We start from the raw sequence: 14,656 nt of genomic DNA on the forward strand, positions 1-14,656 counted from the left end.
ACCCATGGCTTCTCCAAATGGCGTGAACCTCGCGCAGGCCCGTCTCGGCGTATTGGGGGGCAGTGGTCTCTACGCCATGGAAGGGCTGGAGAACGTGCGGGAAATAACCGTTGACACCCCCTTTGGCACACCCTCCGACAGCCTGCGCCTGGGAACGCTGGGCGGCATGGAGGTGGTCTTCCTCGCCCGCCATGGGCGCCACCACACGTTTCTGCCGAGCGAAGTGCCTTACCAGGCGAACATCTGGGCGATGCGTTCGCTGGGGGTGCGCTGGATCCTGTCGCCTTCGGCGGTGGGTTCCCTGCAGGAGGCGGTGAAACCGCTCGACATGGTCGTACCGGATCAATTCATTGATCGCACCCACCGGCGCCCGATCAGCTTTTTTGGCGACGGCGCCGTGGCTCATGTAGCGTTAGCGGATCCCTTCTGCCAGAGCCTCAGCCGTCTACTGGCCGATGTGGCCGACAGCTTGATGCCTGAGGGCCGCAGTCTGCATCGCGGCGGCACGTATCTCTGCATGGAGGGTCCGGCCTTCTCCACGCGCGCGGAATCCAACCTCTACCGCAGCTGGGGTTGCACGGTGATCGGCATGACGAACCACACCGAAGCCCGCCTGGCGCGTGAAGCCGAGATCGCCTACGCCACGCTCGCCATGGCGACCGATTACGACTGCTGGTATGCCGACCACGACAGCGTGACGGTGGAGATGGTGATCGGCAATCTGCGCGCCAATGCCGCACTGGCCACCCAAATCGTGCGCACGACGGCCGAGCGCATCGCGGCACAACGGCCTGCGAGCCATGCCCACAACGCACTCAGGGATGCCCTGATGACTCCCAAAGACCAGGTGCCGGCAGCTGCACGCCGCAAGCTTGACCTGTTCACCCAGCCCTATTGGGGCTCATTCGAGGGCTAGGCGCAAATCATCACCACTGCGTGCCAGTAAGGCGCGGGCATCCGCCGGGCTGAGCGCGCGGCGGGCCATCAACAGCGCCACCTTGACTGAACCGTCGCTGGCAGCAAGCAACTCACGGGCCAGGCGCCTCTCCACCCCAGCCAAGTCGGCCAGGATTCGCAGCGCTCGGTCCTCGAGCTTGCTGTTGGTCACCGCCACGTCAACCATGCGGTTGCCGTACACCTTTCCCAGCCGCACCATCACACCCGTGCTGAGGATGTTCAGCGCCATCTTGGTAGCCGTTCCGGCCTTCAGGCGCGTGGAACCGGTGAGCACCTCAGGGCCGGTGATCAGGCGGATGTCGATGTCGCAAGGCATGGGCACCTGTTCGGCTGGCACGCAGGCCATGGCAATGCTCAGAGCATTGAGGCTGCGTGCATGGCTCAGGCCGCCATGCACATAGGGCGTCGTACCACCCGCAGCGATGCCCACCAGAACATCTTGCCCATTGAATCCACGGGCCCTGAGGTCCTCGGCCGCGGCTTCCAAACGATCCTCGAGACCTTCTGAACTCCGCAGCAGCGCTGGCGGGCCACCGGCGAGCACCCCTTGCACGAGCGCTGGATCACTACAAAAGGTTGGCGGACATTCCGCCGCATCCAACACAGCCAGCCTGCCCGAGGTGCCCGCTCCCAGATAAAAAAGGCGGCCGCCGCAACGCAGCCGTTCGGCGATGGCATCAATGGCCTTGGCCAGGGCGTCTGCGGCTTGAGCCACAGCCTGCTGAGGCCGAAGATCCTCTTGAACAAACACATCCACAAGGGCTGCGGTGCTCAAGGTGTCGAGCGCATTGCTGTTGGGATTGGCCTGTTCGGTCAGGAGATGGCCCCGCTGCACATCACCGAAGGAACCGCTCACAGCAGACCCTCAAGCCGCCGGCGGAAGTCTTCCAGTTCTGCATTGCCGGTATTGATGGGGTCGTCTTCAACCCGCGGGTCGCCAGCCTGGCTCGGCTCGTCCTGCTCACGCCAAGAGCTCACGTCCATGTTTTTCTCAGGTGGCGCGATCAGCAGCCGGTCTTCAGGGGTCTGGGGTAGGAAACCCGCTGGCACGTAACGCGCCTCGTATCCCGCGCTGCTGCAGAACTCCTCCATCTCGCCGCGGTCGATCGCCTCAACGCTGGGAGGGGGAAAGTCCTGGGCTTCCAGCAAACCTGCGTAGCGTTCAGCGTCGTCACGGTCTTCAAACAACAGCACCACAGTGGCGCCGTTCAGCTCCAGAGAGTGGATGCCCTCGTTGTCGCTGCCGGCATCGAACAGCAGGACGTGAACCGACATCAGAATGCGATTGCTCACGCTCAGTGTCTCACCCGTAGCCCGCCATCGCTCATGACCGTTCACCATCGAGGTCGGCGGCCAACTGCTGCAACCGGGCATAGAGAGCTTCTTCCGCCTCGGTGAGCGCGCTGGGAACCACGATGCGAATCTCAACGAGCTGGTCGCCGCGTTGGTCCGCGTGTTGTAGGCCGCGACCCCGCAATCGCAGCAGGCGACCACTGGATGATCCAGGCGGAACCCGCAACTGCACAGGCCCATCCAGGGTGGGCACCACCACGGAACACCCCAGGGCCCCCTCCGCAGGGGAGAGATCGAGCTGGTAGAGCACCCGCAAACCATCAATGCGCAGGTCATCGGACGTGCGCACGCGCAGTTGCAGAAAGTGATCGGCTCCACCGGGAGCGACCCCTTCCAGCCGCAGGCGCCAACCATCACCCGCCATCGCAGGGGTCCACACCTCAACGCTGGTGCCATCGGGAAGATCGAGTTCGACCCGCTGCCCCTGCAGAGCTTGTTCTGGTGTGAGCTCTACCAGGGATTCACAGTCAGTGCTCGCCATCACCGGCGGCGGCGGTGGCGGTGCTGTGGTCACATCGGCTCGCGGCTGCGTCGCAGGCTCCGGTGATGTAGCCGGCCTGGGCGTATGCCGCCGACGTGGAGGCCCGAACAGCTCATCCACGTAGTCGTGAAAGTCAGGAAAGCCATGGGCGAAGGGATCCAGACCCGCCGCAGCGGCCTGAGCCGTATCAAGCCCTTGTTCCCACTGCTGACGAAGCAATGGATCGCTGAGAACGGCATAGGCCTCGTTGACAGCCTTGAATTGCTCTTCGGCGTGGGGATCGTTGCCGTTGAGGTCTGGATGCCAGCGGCGAGCCTGCTGGCGGAAGGCTCGTTTAAGGGCCTGAGAATCCGCACCAGGCTCTAACCCGAGCACAACCCAATGGTTCACCGCTGAGGCCTGTGAGGCAGTGGACACCGAGATCAGTCCTCAGCCCAGGGATCACCCTCGAAGGGTGCAGGCCGGCGCTGCGGTGAGCGTCGCGTGGGTTGGCGGTCTACATCACGCTCCAGATCGTCAACGTCATCACGCTCATAGGCCAGCTGACGATTGGTGACGTCCGCTTCAACGTCCTGATCGAAACGGGCCGTTTCATAGCGAGGGGCGTCATAGCGGGATTGGTCGTAACGGGGTTCCTCGAAGCGGGGTTCCTCGTACCGGCGCTCTGGAGCCGGGCGGTTCCAATCATCAGCGCCCCAGCCACTGCGACCGGGCGACCAAGCGGGTTCCGCCCAGGGATCGCGGCCGCGCCCTCGGCCATCCCAGTCGTCCCAGTCATCATCGGCAAAGAGCTCATCCTTGAGCGAGCCAAGGGTGTTCTTCAGCCCCTGCAGAGGGCTGCTGTCCTGACGCCGCTCACTGGCAAGGCGTCGGTTGAGGCCGTAGATGGCTTCCTGAAGCTGACTGACCGCTAGGTCAAGATCTGCGTGATCACCTGACGCGAGCTGTTCCTGCACGTCGCGCACGGAAATCTCCACGGCGCGCTGCTGGCGTTCAGCTCCGTAGGGGCCGAGCTCAAGGGCCGCATCGCGTAAGCGACGCTCGGCCTGGGCCACGAGTGTTTGAGCCCTGTTGCGTCGGTCGATCTCAGCCTTGCGCCGGCGATCCTCGCTGGCCTTCTGCTCGGCCTCCTCGATCAGGGTCTTGATTTCATCCTCCCCGAGGTTGGAGCCGCCCTGAATGCTCACGCTCTGTTGGCGTCCAGTGGTCCGGTCGGTTGCCGACACCTGCAGCAAACCATTGGCATCGATGTCAAATGACACCTGCACCTGCGGCACCCCTCTGGGGGCAGGCGGGATCCCAGAGAGACGGAAACGACCGAGGCTTTTGTTGCCCTCAGCCATCTGCCGTTCGCCCTGCAACACATGGATCTCAACCGAACTCTGATTGGGCTCAGAGGTGCTGAACACATCGCTCTTGCGCACTGGAATCGATGTGTTGCGCGGGATCAGCACCTTCATCACCCCCCCGATCGTCTCCAGCCCGAGTGACAACGGCGTGACGTCGTTGAGCATCAGGTCGCGCAGCTCGCCGGTGAGGATGCCTGCTTGCACAGCGGCTCCGATCGCCACCACCTCATCAGGGTTGACCGATTGGCAAGGCTCCAGCGGAATCAGGGTGCGCACCATCTGCTGCACCATTGGCATTCGGGTGGATCCACCCACCAGCACCACGTCGTCGATGTCTTCAGCGGCGAGGCCCGAATCCCTTAGGGCCCGTTGCACCGGCCGCAACAAGCGATCGAGCAGGTCAGGGCATAGGCCTTCGAAGGTGCTGCGTTCCAGGCTGGTTTCGATGTGGAGCGGGCCGTCATCCCCCGTCGCAATGAACGGCAGCGAGATCGGCGTGCTCTGAACGCCGCTCAGCTCGATTTTGGCCTTCTCAGCTGCCTCAGTGAGCCGCTGCAGCGCCTGGCGATCTCGCCGCAAGTCAAGACCGTGGTCCTGCTGGAACTGATCAGCCAACCAGTCCACGATGCGACGATCCCAGTCGTTACCGCCGAGCTGGGTATCGCCACTGGTGGCCTTCACATCAAACACGCCCTGAGCGATGCGCAGCACCGACACATCGAAGGTGCCGCCACCCAGATCGAACACCAACACCCGCTTCACGGTGCTGCGATCAAAGCCGTAAGCCAGCGCAGCGGCAGTGGGCTCATTGAGAATGCGCTCAACGCTGATACCCGCCAGGCGACCGGCATCCCGCGTGGCCTGGCGCTGGGCATCGTTGAAGTAGGCGGGCACCGTGATCACCGCCGCCTCGACGGGCTCACCGAGATATGTGCTGGCGTCGTCAACGAGTTTGCGGAGAATGCTGGCCACCAGCTCCTCGGACGCGTATTCGCGTTCAGTCGCCGGACAGACCACCCGCACATTGCCTTGATCGTTGGCCCGCACGGTGTAAGGCACCGAGAGGCTGCTGTCCTCAAGCTCCTCCCACTGCCGGCCGACGAATCGCTTGAGATTGGCGAAGGTGTTACGCGGATTGAGCACCAGCTGACGCCGTGCCAACTGACCCACCAACAGCTCAGCGTCCTTGCTGAAGCCAACCACCGAAGGGGTGGTGCGCCCTCCCTCGGCACTCGCAATCACCTGGGGGCGCCCGCCCTCCAGCACGGCCACCACCGAGTTGGTGGTGCCCAGGTCGATGCCAACGATCCGTGCCAACTGACTGACTGCGCCCCAGGGATTGTTGCCTAAGACCCCAACGCTAACGGTCCCGCGCCGGAGCTTTAGATTTGGGGAAGGTAAAGAACACCATGGCCGCTGGTGCCCGCCCTGAACTCTTCACGCAGCGGCGGCGCCCCCCCTGGGAACTGCTGATGGACCAGGGTTTCCAGCGTCTCACAGTCGCCCTGGCCTCCGTTGTGGGCCTTGTGCTGATCGGCATTTTGTTCATCGTGATGGGTGGTGCCAGCGAGGCGATCAGCCGCTTCGGCCTGGAGTTCCTCACCACATCTGACTGGGATCCGATCGGTGAGCACTACGGCGCCCTGACATCCATCTACGGCACGTTGGTCAGCTCATTGCTGGCGTTGCTGATCGCCGTACCCCTTGGGGTTGGAACCGCGATCTTCCTGACGGAGAACATCATTCCGCTGCCGGTGCGCCAGGTGCTCGGGGTGATGGTTGAGCTGTTGGCGGCGATTCCCTCCGTTGTGCTGGGCCTGTGGGGAATCTTCGTGATGGAACCTTTTTTGCGGCCTGGGCTCACCAGCCTGCATCAGCTGCTCGGCTGGCTGCCCTTCTTTTCCACCACACCAATGGGTCCAGGCATGGCGCCGGCGATCTTGATTCTGGTGGTCATGATTCTCCCGATCATTACAGCCATCTCCCGCGACTCCTTGCAGCAGGTTCCGCTTGCGTTACGCCAGGCTGCGTATGGCGTGGGCACAACACGCTGGGGCGCCATCCTGCATGTGATTCTGCCCGCAGCGATCTCCGGAATCACCGGCGGCGTGATGCTGGCCCTGGGAAGGGCGATGGGCGAAACGATGGCGGTCACCATGCTGATCGGCAACTCCAACAACTTCAGTTTCAGCCTGCTGGCTCCAGCCAACACCATTTCATCGATGCTGGCCAATCAATTCGGTGAGGCCGATGGCTTGCAGGTGTCAGCATTGATGTATGCGGCTCTTGTATTGATGGCGCTCACACTGTTGGTGAATCTGTTGGCCCAGATGATCGTGCGCAGGCTGAGCCTGAAGTACTGAGCTGCGATGACCTCCTTCGAACGCGGATCCCTCACCCTCGAGCCCGGTCTGGCGCGCAATCGCTGGAATCAGTCGCTCACCCTGCTGGCTGCCCTATTCACCGGCCTGGCTGTGTTGCCACTGGTTGTGGTGATTGCCTACGTGCTGATCAAGGGTGGTTCGCTGATCAGCCTGCAATTACTCACCCAACTTCCGCCGCCACCCGGCCTCGACGGCGGTGGCATCGGCAATGCAATTCTTGGCACGCTTGTCGTCACTCTCGTCGCAGCCTTGATCGCCGTACCCGTAGGGGTTGGCTCAGGGGTCTACCTGGCGGAGTTTGCAGCAGCCGGCTGGTTTGCCCGCTTCGTTCGTTTTGGCACCAATGTGCTTGCGGGTGTGCCTTCAATCATCTGTGGAGTGTTTATTTATGGTCTGATTGTGAGCACCAGGCTATTTTTCAACCAGAGTTACAGTGCCTTGGCAGGTGGCATCGCTCTTGCCGTGCTGATGCTGCCAACGGTGATCAAAACCACCGATGAAGCGCTCAAATTGGTCCCCCAGGAGCTGCGATGGGCAGCGATGGGGGTTGGGGCGTCCAAGTTTGTGACGATCAGCCGAGTCACTCTTCCCGCGGCTTTCTCCTCGATCGCCACCGGCGTTGTGCTTGCGATCGCACGTGCAGCTGGCGAAACAGCCCCACTGATCTTTACCGCACTGTTTTCACCATTCTGGCCTGAAGGTTTGTTCAACCCGATCGCGTCAATGTCGGTGTTGATCTACAACTTCGCCATCATGCCCTACGACGCACAAATCGCCCTGGCTTGGGCCTCCTCGTTTGTGTTGGTTGTGATGATTCTGCTCGCCAACCTCCTGGCTCGTTGGCTGGGCCACCTAAGCAACAGTTGAAACCCGAGCGTTCGCATCCTGACAACACCCCCTCCATGACAAACGTTCCTGCCGCCAGCAACACCTGCCTCAGCCTTGAAAACGTGAGCATCAGCTACGGCGGCCAAGCGGCGGTGAGCGGGGTGTTCATGGAGATCCCACGCGGCAAGGTCACGGCGTTCATCGGGCCATCGGGTTGTGGCAAAAGCACCGTGCTGCGGGCTCTCAATCGCATGAACGATCTGATTGAAGGTTGCACGCTTAGCGGCCGGGTGATCTTTGACGGCTGCGACCTTTACGACCGGCAGGTCGATCCAGTCGAAGTGCGTCGCCGTATCGGAATGGTGTTTCAGAAGCCAAATCCTTTCCCCAAGTCGATCTACGAGAACATTGCTTTTGGAGCTCGTATCAACGGCTTCCGGGGCGACATGGATGAGTTAGTGGAACGATCCCTACGCAAGGCTGCGATCTGGGATGAAACCAAAGACAAACTCAAAGAGAGTGGCTATGCCCTTTCCGGTGGCCAGCAACAACGTCTCTGTATTGCTCGGGCAATCGCTATTGAACCAGAAGTGATCCTGATGGACGAACCGTGCTCGGCCTTGGATCCCATCTCAACGCTCAAGATCGAAGAGATGATGCATGAGCTCAAGAAGAGCTACACGATTGTGATCGTGACCCACAACATGCAACAGGCTGTCCGCGTCAGCGATCTGACCGGATTCTTCAACGTCAGCAGCCAAAGCGGCAGCGACCGCAAGGTGGGAACACTCGTTGAATTCGCCGAAACTGGTCAGATCTTTAACGCACCGAAGCAGCAGGCCACCCAGGACTATGTGACCGGTCGCTTTGGCTGAAACCAGCCCACAACGAACATAGTGGACATAAAAAAGCCGCCCTACGGGCGGCTGGTCCGAGGACCTTGTAACGGAGAGGGAGGGATTCGAACCCTCGATAGAGTTGCCCCTATACAGCATTTCCAGTGCTGCGCCTTCGACCACTCGGCCACCTCTCCGCGGAGGGGGGCTATTGCTGCGTTCTTCTGCACGCACTTGAGAAACTCAAGCGGGCAGAGGGGTTGTGAACGCGGCTGCGCGGGGCAACGTTGAGAATGTAGCAGTCACCACGTCCTTCTCTGGTTGCGGCCATGCGTACCCACCCGATCACGGTCCACTGGCGGCAGGAGAACCGCACCGTCCAGTTGAACGTTCCTGAGGGCGAGTACATCCTGCGCAGCTTCGAGCATCAAGGCGAGCCACTGCCCTTCAGTTGCCGCAATGGTTGCTGCACCGCCTGCGCAGTGCGGGTGCTGGGCGGCACCATTGATCAACGGGAAGCTCTGGGACTGTCTCGTGAGGTGCGGAACAAGGGCTATGGACTGCTCTGTGTAGCAAGGGCCACGGGGCCTTTGGAAGTGGAAACCCAGGACGAGGACGAGGTATACGAGCTGCAGTTCGGACGGTATTTCGGGCGTGGCAAGGTACGGGCCGGCTTGCCCCTGGATGAGGAATGAACGCCCCAAGCAGTTCCCGCCTATCCGATCAATGCGCGCTTGAGAGCGGATTAGCCCTACCCGAGTTGGAGCGCTTGGCCGTGGTGGCGCGCCAGGCCGCCGAAGCCGGTGCTGAGCAGCTTCAACGGCATTTCGGTCAGCTGGAGAAGATTCGGGAGAAGGGACGGGCGGGAGATCTGGTCACCGATGCTGATCTCGCAGCTGAGCGAGCCGTGCTCTCGGTGCTCGAACGTCACACCCCTGATCTAGGGGTTCTGGCTGAGGAAAGCGGCCGCCGGGCTGGCCGGGGCTCCGAGCTCGAGTGGTGTGTGGATCCCCTTGATGGCACCACCAACTACGCCCATGGGTATCCGTTCTTTGGGACCTCCATCGGCCTGACATGGCGCGGACTACCCCTGCTAGGGGCCCTGGCTGTGCCGGCGCTACAGCAGCTGTACTGGGCCGCGCCGGGGCTGGGTGCCTGGTGCAATAACAGTGCCATGCAGGTGAGCACCTGCGACAGCCTCAGCAGCTCACTGTTGGTCACAGGCTTTGCCTATGACCGCCACGAACGGCTTGATAACAACTACGCCGAATTTGCCTGGTTCACGCACCGCACCCGCGGGGTGCGCCGTGGAGGGGCTGCAGCTGTGGATCTGGCCTTCGTCGCCGATGGCCGCCTCGATGGCTACTGGGAGCGTGGACTCTCCCCATGGGATCTGGCGGCCGGTGTGGTGCTGGTGGAACAGGCCGGCGGGGTGGTTTGCGCCTACGACGGCGGGCCAGCCAACCTGGCTGAAGGCAGGCTGATTGCCTGCACTCCTGGAGTGAGAGAAGCCCTGATTGAGGGCCTAAAGGCTTGCAGACCGCTCAGCGGTGCCAGCTTCGGTGCACCGGAGCTCGACAACCCTGCTCCATAGGATCAGCATCAGTTCCCCCTTCGCCGCCCCATGGCCCTGCAACCCGCTGCTGGCGCCAGGGATCTCAATCCCAGGGAAGTGGATGGCAATCGCTGGCTGTGCGACCAGCTGGCGGAGGTTTATCGCCGCTGGGGTTACGCCGAAGTCGCCCCTCCGCTCGTGGAGCGCCTGGAAACACTGGAAGCCGGCGGCGGCATCCGCAACCAGGAGTTGGCTCGACTCGCGTCTGATGAGCCCCTCGGTCTGCGGCCAGAGATGACAGCCTCAATCGCCCGCGCCGCCTGCACACGCCTGGCAACGCGACCACGGCCGCTGCGGCTGTGGAGTAGCGGTGCTGTCTTTCGCAGCGTGGTGAGCGATGTCGGCCAGCACCGCCTGGAAGAGCGCCTGCAGAGCGGTGTTGAACTGCTGGGAGCCGATGCCAGCCAGGCCTTGGTGGCTGACGCCGAACTGCTGCGGTTGCTGCTCGCGTGCCTGCGGCAGTTGCAGGTGAAGGCCGAACAGCGCCCCACACTTCTGCTAGGACACCACGGCGTGCTCACAGCCCTTCTGGATCAGGTGCCCAGTGATCAGCAGCTAGCGGTGCGGCAAGCCCTGATCACGTTTGATCCCCTCGCGCTGGCGGCGCTTGAACTGCCAGCCCATCAACGACAGGGGCTCCAACAACTGATGCGGTTGCGGGGAGATGTGAAGGCGGTGCTGTACCAATTGGAGCAGTTGCTCGGGCCATCTGCTCTGCTCGACCAGTTGGCTGGCACCTTGAGCAGTGTGGCGTCGGTAGCAGAACAACAGGGCGTACGCCTGCAGCTCGACCCGAGCTTCCAGCCCCACTTTGATCTTTACGACGGGCTGGTGCTCAAACTGGTGTGTCACGGCACCGTGGCTCCGGTGGCCATCGCCAGTGGTGGTCGTTACGACGCCCTTGTAGCCCGTTTCGGTGGCGCAGCCGGCGGCATGGGGTTCAGCTTCGATATCGAGGCGATTCGTGATCTGCTTGGCACCGAGACCACAGCGCCCCAGCGTGCTGGAGCAACCCTGGTTGCCTACGCCACTGAGGATCAATTGGCCCAGGCCCTGGATCAGCTCGAATCCCTGCACAGAGCCGGACAGGCGGCTGAGCTTCTACAGACCCCCTGCAGCAGTCAGGCCGAGGCCGAGACGATCGCCACTGCGCGGAGTTGCTCCGCCTGCGAGTGGATCGGTTCCTAGGATCGAGCCTGACGCGTAGACCTTCAATGGCCCACACAATCGTTACCGACATCTGTGAGGGTGTGGCCGATTGCGTGGATGCTTGCCCGGTGGCCTGTATCAACCCTGGCAGCGGTGCCAATGCCAAAGGCACCGGCTTCTATTGGATCGACTTCGACACCTGCATCGACTGCGGCATCTGCCTACAGGTGTGTCCCGTTGAGGGAGCGATCGTGCCCGAAGAAAAGCCCGATCTGCAACGAGCCAGCTGAGCGGAGCAACAGCCGTGGCTGATCAATGGCAGAACTTCCTGGGCAACCTCGGCACATGGCGGGGGTCGTTCAGCGGTCTTGGCCCTGATGGCCAAGAGCAGAACTCCACCCCTTCGATCCTGAGTTTGATTGCCGATCCAGCTGAAGAACGGCTGGTGCACTTTCGGCTAAGGCGATTTGCCGATCCTGCCTGCAGCGGTGAGCCGGTCTCCGATCTCCAGCAGGACTACCGCAGCCTGGGACGTCAGGTGGTGTTCTTCGAAACGGGCACCTTTTGCAAAGGATCACTGCAGGTGGCCCCTGGCTCCAACTTTGGCGCTGAATTCGGATTCATCCATGGCGATCGCCGGCACCGGCTGGTGCAGCTTCACAACGATGAAGGGCGCTTTGACAAGCTGGTGCTGATTCGCGAGTTTCGGGAGGGATCGGATGCGCGGGAGGAGCCATCTCTCACCCCCTTCGCCTTGCGTGGCTCCTGGAGCGGAATGGCATCCACCATCAGCGCCGATTGGCCCGAGCCTGATTTGGCCACTTGTCAGTTCAACATTGACGTCAGCGCGGGCGGAGCGCTGACCATGGAGGAAAACTTCAGCCGCGCAACACCTGCTGCCGAAGGCTCAGACGTCCGGGTCACCTGGATGGCGGACGGGGGGTATCACCGCACACCGGAGGGGGTCAGCCACCGCGAGCCCTTCCGGATCGAAGCTGGCTGGCTGGTGGGTGACGATCGATTGGAGCGCCTCATCCGCTGCTATGACCGCACCGGCGCCTGGTTGTCAGCGACCCAGATCATCGCCACCCGAGCGAGAGCCTGATGAGCGAGAGAATGGAGCAACTCAGCCGATTCGGCTTGAGGGGCTTGCGAATTGGGGCCAGCACCGTGGCGCTGTTGGAGTTGCTGCGCTCCCACTGGATGGGTGGCGCCGCAGCCGGTTTGGCCTGGGTGGTCTTCATGCAAGTGGAGCGCCGCTGGCAACAGGAATCAGATGAGGGTTGAACCGTGATCAACTGCCCCCATATGGGAACTTGCTGAGGATGGCAAGCAGCAGAAGGCTGACTCCGGCCCAGAGCAAAGCCCATGTCAGCCCCTACCTTCACGGCGGCACTCACGTTTGGTGAATTGGAGGCCAGCTACCTGCTCTATTGCAAAGCCCTGCGAATCCTGATCCGTGATGGGCTGACCCGTGCCAAGGCAAGCCGCACCGTGGCCTGGAGCAGGCTGGAAAGCTTGCATCATTCGCTGCCTCGCCAATACCACTATCCAGAACAGCTGTTTGTCCTGCTGAGCCGTGAGCTCATAGCTGCGAGCTGAAATCAGAGAGCGCGGCTCAGAGGTCGGTTTCCTGCCCATGTTGACCCCTTGGCGGGCTGCCCTGATTCGGAGGAATCTGGAACTACGTTGCTTTTGACGCTGTGGTGCTGCAGGCAGAACAGGGCCAGATCCAGATCCACACTGAAAACATCTTCCCGATCATCAAAAAGGCCGTCTACAGCGGCCATGAGGTCTTCCTGCGGGAACTGGTGAGCAATGGTGTAGACGCCATCAGCAAGCGCCGCATGGCCGCCATGGCCGGCGATTGCAGCGAGGGAAGCGAAGGCCGGATCTCCATCCGCATCGATCGTGAAGCCAAGACGCTCACGATCTCCGACAACGGCATCGGCATGAGCGCCGATGAGGTGAAGCGCTACATCAATCAGGTGGCCTTTTCCAGCGCCGAAGACTTCCTCGAGAAATACAAACAGGAAAACGACGCCATCATTGGCCACTTCGGCCTCGGCTTCTACTCCAGCTTCATGGTGGCCAAGCAGGTGGAGCTGGTCACGCTGTCAGCGCGCGAGGGCTCAGAGGCCGTGCGCTGGAGCTGCGATGGCTCACCGAAGTTCAACCTGGAGGCCGCAGAGCGCAGCGAAGCTGGCACCGACGTGATCCTGCACCTCATGGAGGAAGAGCTCGAGTACATCGAGCCGGCGCGGATCCGCACGCTGATCACCACCTACTGCGACTTCATGCCGGTGGAGGTACAGCTCGAGGGTGAGACCGTGAATAAGCGGGAAGCCCCCTGGCGCAAGAGCCCCCGCGACCTCACCGACGACGACTACATCGAGCTCTACCGCTACCTCTACCCCTTCCAGGGCGACCCACTGCTCTGGGTTCACCTCAACACTGACTACCCCTACAACCTGCAGGGCATCCTCTACTTCCCCAAATTCACCGGCCGAGCCGACTGGGAGAAGGGCGAGATCAAGCTCTACTGCAACCAGGTGTTCGTGAGCGACTCGATCAAGGAAGTCGTGCCGCGTTACCTGCTGCCCCTACGGGGTGTGATCGACTCCCCTGATATTCCGCTCAACGTAAGCCGTTCAGCTCTGCAGACCGACCGGCGAGTTCGCTCCATCGGCGGCTTCGTTGCTAAGAAAGTCGCGGATCGGCTCAAGCAACTCCACCGCGATGAGCCCAAGCGCTACGCCGAGATCTGGGAATCACTGGCGCCATTCATCAAGATTGGTGCCATGGAAGATGACAAGTTCGCGGAGCAGGTTGCGGATCTTGTGCTGTTTGGTACCACTGCCGCCGCCGGGGAAGGAGAGAACTCCGATCCCATTCCCGGTGACAACAACAAAACGTTCACCACCCTGTCGGGCTATCGCTCCCGCCTGAGCACAGATCACGACAAGCGCATCCTGTACTGCACGGATGAAGCAGGTCAGGCCGGTGCACTAGCCCTCTGGAAAGGTCAGGGTGCGGAGGTGCTGTTGGCTGACACGTTCATCGACACCCAGTTCATTCCCTGGCTGGAATATCGCCATGAGGAGCTGAAGTTTCAGCGTGTCGACAGCGAACTCGACGACTCGCTGCAGGAGAAGGAGAGCGAACTGGCCGACGCCGACGGCAAAGACAGCTCCGAAAAGGTGCGTGACTTGTTCAAGAACGCCTTGAACAACGACAAGGTGACCATTCAGGTGCAGGCCCTCAAGGGTGACAACTCTCCTGCGGCGCTGATCCTTCTACCCGAGCAGATGCGCCGACTCAACGACATGGGCGCCCTGATGGAGCAACGGCTTCCTGGTCTTCCGGATCACCACGTCCTGCTGGTGAACCGCAAACATCGGCTGGTGGAGGGGCTGCTCAAGCTCAGTGCCGGTTCGGTCATTACCGGTGGGAGCGGCACCTCCCCTAGTCAGCAGTTGGCCGACAACCTCAGCCGCCACGTCTACGAGATGGCGCGCCTAGCGGTGGGGGGCCTGGAACCCAACCAGCTGGCAGGCTTCCAGCAGCGCAGCTGTGATCTGATGGGTCAGCTCATGGAGCGGGGGCTCTGACCAGCCTGCCCATTTGACATCGCAGGGGCTTCAGGGGAAGGTGGAGGTAGCCAGTTCTGGTCGCCTCCCCTTTTGTTGCCGGTGAACACCGGC

16 protein-coding genes and 1 tRNA gene are annotated in these 14,656 nt (G+C 61.9%); 12 read left to right on the forward strand and 5 right to left on the reverse strand.

The features are described 5' to 3' along the window. Window positions 1-4 precede the first annotated feature (4 nt). On the forward strand, window positions 5-916 hold the full coding sequence (locus KJJ24_RS04450; protein WP_214341603.1) for an S-methyl-5'-thioadenosine phosphorylase: 912 nt from the start codon (window positions 5-7) through the stop codon (window positions 914-916). Here the strand turns inward: KJJ24_RS04450 and murQ are convergent. From murQ to dnaK, 4 genes are read right to left on the reverse strand one after another with little or no spacing between them, the layout of a single operon-like run. After that, on the reverse strand, window positions 902-1,813 hold the full coding sequence (gene murQ, locus KJJ24_RS04455) for an N-acetylmuramic acid 6-phosphate etherase (RefSeq protein ID WP_214341605.1): 912 nt from the start codon (window positions 1,811-1,813) through the stop codon (window positions 902-904). The two genes, KJJ24_RS04450 and murQ, sit on opposite strands and share 15 nt — an antisense overlap. Beyond that, on the reverse strand, window positions 1,810-2,232 hold the full coding sequence (locus KJJ24_RS04460) for a DUF3110 domain-containing protein (RefSeq protein WP_214341608.1): 423 nt from the start codon (window positions 2,230-2,232) through the stop codon (window positions 1,810-1,812). Before KJJ24_RS04460 ends, murQ begins: the two co-directional genes overlap by 4 nt. 49 nt (window positions 2,233-2,281) lie before the next feature. Beyond that, complete coding sequence (locus tag KJJ24_RS04465; RefSeq protein ID WP_371811796.1) at window positions 2,282-3,214, reverse strand: DnaJ C-terminal domain-containing protein; 933 nt, start codon at window positions 3,212-3,214, stop codon at window positions 2,282-2,284. Continuing rightward, window positions 3,214-5,457: a molecular chaperone DnaK gene (dnaK, locus tag KJJ24_RS04470; RefSeq protein ID WP_214341611.1), complete on the reverse strand. Its 2,244-nt coding sequence runs from the start codon at window positions 5,455-5,457 to the stop codon at window positions 3,214-3,216. Before dnaK ends, KJJ24_RS04465 begins: the two co-directional genes overlap by 1 nt. A gap of 92 nt (window positions 5,458-5,549) precedes the next feature. Between dnaK and pstC the strand changes: the two genes are divergently transcribed. From pstC to pstB, 3 genes are read left to right on the forward strand one after another with little or no spacing between them, the layout of a single operon-like run. After that, the gene (gene pstC / locus KJJ24_RS04475; protein ID WP_214341614.1) at window positions 5,550-6,503 is read left to right on the forward strand and encodes a phosphate ABC transporter permease subunit PstC; all 954 of its coding nucleotides are present in this window, start codon (window positions 5,550-5,552) and stop codon (window positions 6,501-6,503) included. A 6-nt stretch (window positions 6,504-6,509) separates the two neighbouring features. Next, entirely contained in the window at window positions 6,510-7,391 is an 882-nt protein-coding gene (pstA, locus tag KJJ24_RS04480; protein WP_214341617.1) for a phosphate ABC transporter permease PstA, read from the forward strand. A 35-nt stretch (window positions 7,392-7,426) separates the two neighbouring features. Beyond that, entirely contained in the window at window positions 7,427-8,227 is an 801-nt protein-coding gene (pstB, locus tag KJJ24_RS04485; RefSeq protein WP_214341620.1) for a phosphate ABC transporter ATP-binding protein PstB, read from the forward strand. A gap of 71 nt (window positions 8,228-8,298) precedes the next feature. Here the strand turns inward: pstB and KJJ24_RS04490 are convergent. Further along, a tRNA-Ser gene (locus tag KJJ24_RS04490) sits at window positions 8,299-8,385 on the reverse strand. A 132-nt stretch (window positions 8,386-8,517) separates the two neighbouring features. On the opposite strand from KJJ24_RS04490, the gene KJJ24_RS04495 reads away from it, so the two are divergent. The 8 genes from KJJ24_RS04495 to htpG all read left to right on the forward strand — a co-directional run bounded on the left by KJJ24_RS04495 (window position 8,518) and on the right by htpG (window position 14,563). Next, window positions 8,518-8,883, forward strand: coding sequence for a 2Fe-2S iron-sulfur cluster-binding protein (locus KJJ24_RS04495; protein WP_214341623.1), 366 nt, complete (start codon window positions 8,518-8,520; stop codon window positions 8,881-8,883). Then, entirely contained in the window at window positions 8,880-9,782 is a 903-nt protein-coding gene (locus tag KJJ24_RS04500) for an inositol monophosphatase family protein (RefSeq protein ID WP_214341625.1), read from the forward strand. Before KJJ24_RS04495 ends, KJJ24_RS04500 begins: the two co-directional genes overlap by 4 nt. A gap of 30 nt (window positions 9,783-9,812) precedes the next feature. Further along, window positions 9,813-10,991 (forward strand): ATP phosphoribosyltransferase regulatory subunit, encoded by a 1,179-nt coding sequence (locus KJJ24_RS04505; RefSeq protein WP_214341627.1) that lies wholly within the window; start codon window positions 9,813-9,815, stop codon window positions 10,989-10,991. 26 nt (window positions 10,992-11,017) lie between these two features. Further along, window positions 11,018-11,242, forward strand: a complete 225-nt coding sequence (locus KJJ24_RS04510; protein ID WP_214341629.1) for a ferredoxin family protein — start codon at window positions 11,018-11,020, stop codon at window positions 11,240-11,242. Window positions 11,243-11,256: 14 nt separating this feature from the next. After that, window positions 11,257-12,057: a DUF3598 family protein gene (locus KJJ24_RS04515; protein ID WP_214341632.1), complete on the forward strand. Its 801-nt coding sequence runs from the start codon at window positions 11,257-11,259 to the stop codon at window positions 12,055-12,057. After that, window positions 12,057-12,239, forward strand: a complete 183-nt coding sequence (locus KJJ24_RS04520) for a hypothetical protein (protein ID WP_214341635.1) — start codon at window positions 12,057-12,059, stop codon at window positions 12,237-12,239. The genes KJJ24_RS04515 and KJJ24_RS04520 overlap by 1 nt, the downstream gene beginning before the upstream one ends. A gap of 81 nt (window positions 12,240-12,320) precedes the next feature. Further along, window positions 12,321-12,554 carry a DUF3136 domain-containing protein gene (locus KJJ24_RS04525; protein WP_214341638.1) on the forward strand — a complete coding sequence of 78 codons (234 nt, stop codon included), beginning with the start codon at window positions 12,321-12,323 and terminating at the stop codon, window positions 12,552-12,554. A 104-nt stretch (window positions 12,555-12,658) separates the two neighbouring features. After that, on the forward strand, window positions 12,659-14,563 hold the full coding sequence (gene htpG / locus KJJ24_RS04530) for a molecular chaperone HtpG (RefSeq protein WP_371811776.1): 1,905 nt from the start codon (window positions 12,659-12,661) through the stop codon (window positions 14,561-14,563). The last annotated feature ends 93 nt before the right edge of the window (window positions 14,564-14,656 follow it).

Origin of the sequence: Synechococcus sp. LA31 (assembly GCF_018502385.1) — a bacterium.
GTDB lineage: Bacteria > Cyanobacteriota > Cyanobacteriia > PCC-6307 > Cyanobiaceae > Vulcanococcus.

Bases quoted from the DNA above. Each gene is read 5' to 3' on its own strand.
- KJJ24_RS04505 (WP_214341627.1), top strand. From the start codon at position 9,813: ATGGCCCTGCAACCCGCTGCTGGCGCCAGGGATCTCAATCCCAGGGAA.
- KJJ24_RS04495 (WP_214341623.1), top strand. From the start codon at position 8,518: ATGCGTACCCACCCGATCACGGTCCACTGGCGGCAGGAGAACCGCACC.
- pstC (WP_214341614.1), top strand. From the start codon at position 5,550: ATGGCCGCTGGTGCCCGCCCTGAACTCTTCACGCAGCGGCGGCGCCCC.
- KJJ24_RS04525 (WP_214341638.1), top strand. From the start codon at position 12,321: ATGTCAGCCCCTACCTTCACGGCGGCACTCACGTTTGGTGAATTGGAG.
- KJJ24_RS04460 (WP_214341608.1), bottom strand. From the start codon at position 2,232: ATGTCGGTTCACGTCCTGCTGTTCGATGCCGGCAGCGACAACGAGGGC.
- pstB (WP_214341620.1), top strand. From the start codon at position 7,427: ATGACAAACGTTCCTGCCGCCAGCAACACCTGCCTCAGCCTTGAAAAC.
- KJJ24_RS04510 (WP_214341629.1), top strand. From the start codon at position 11,018: ATGGCCCACACAATCGTTACCGACATCTGTGAGGGTGTGGCCGATTGC.
- pstA (WP_214341617.1), top strand. From the start codon at position 6,510: ATGACCTCCTTCGAACGCGGATCCCTCACCCTCGAGCCCGGTCTGGCG.
- KJJ24_RS04520 (WP_214341635.1), top strand. From the start codon at position 12,057: ATGAGCGAGAGAATGGAGCAACTCAGCCGATTCGGCTTGAGGGGCTTG.
- KJJ24_RS04500 (WP_214341625.1), top strand. From the start codon at position 8,880: ATGAACGCCCCAAGCAGTTCCCGCCTATCCGATCAATGCGCGCTTGAG.
- KJJ24_RS04450 (WP_214341603.1), top strand. From the start codon at position 5: ATGGCTTCTCCAAATGGCGTGAACCTCGCGCAGGCCCGTCTCGGCGTA.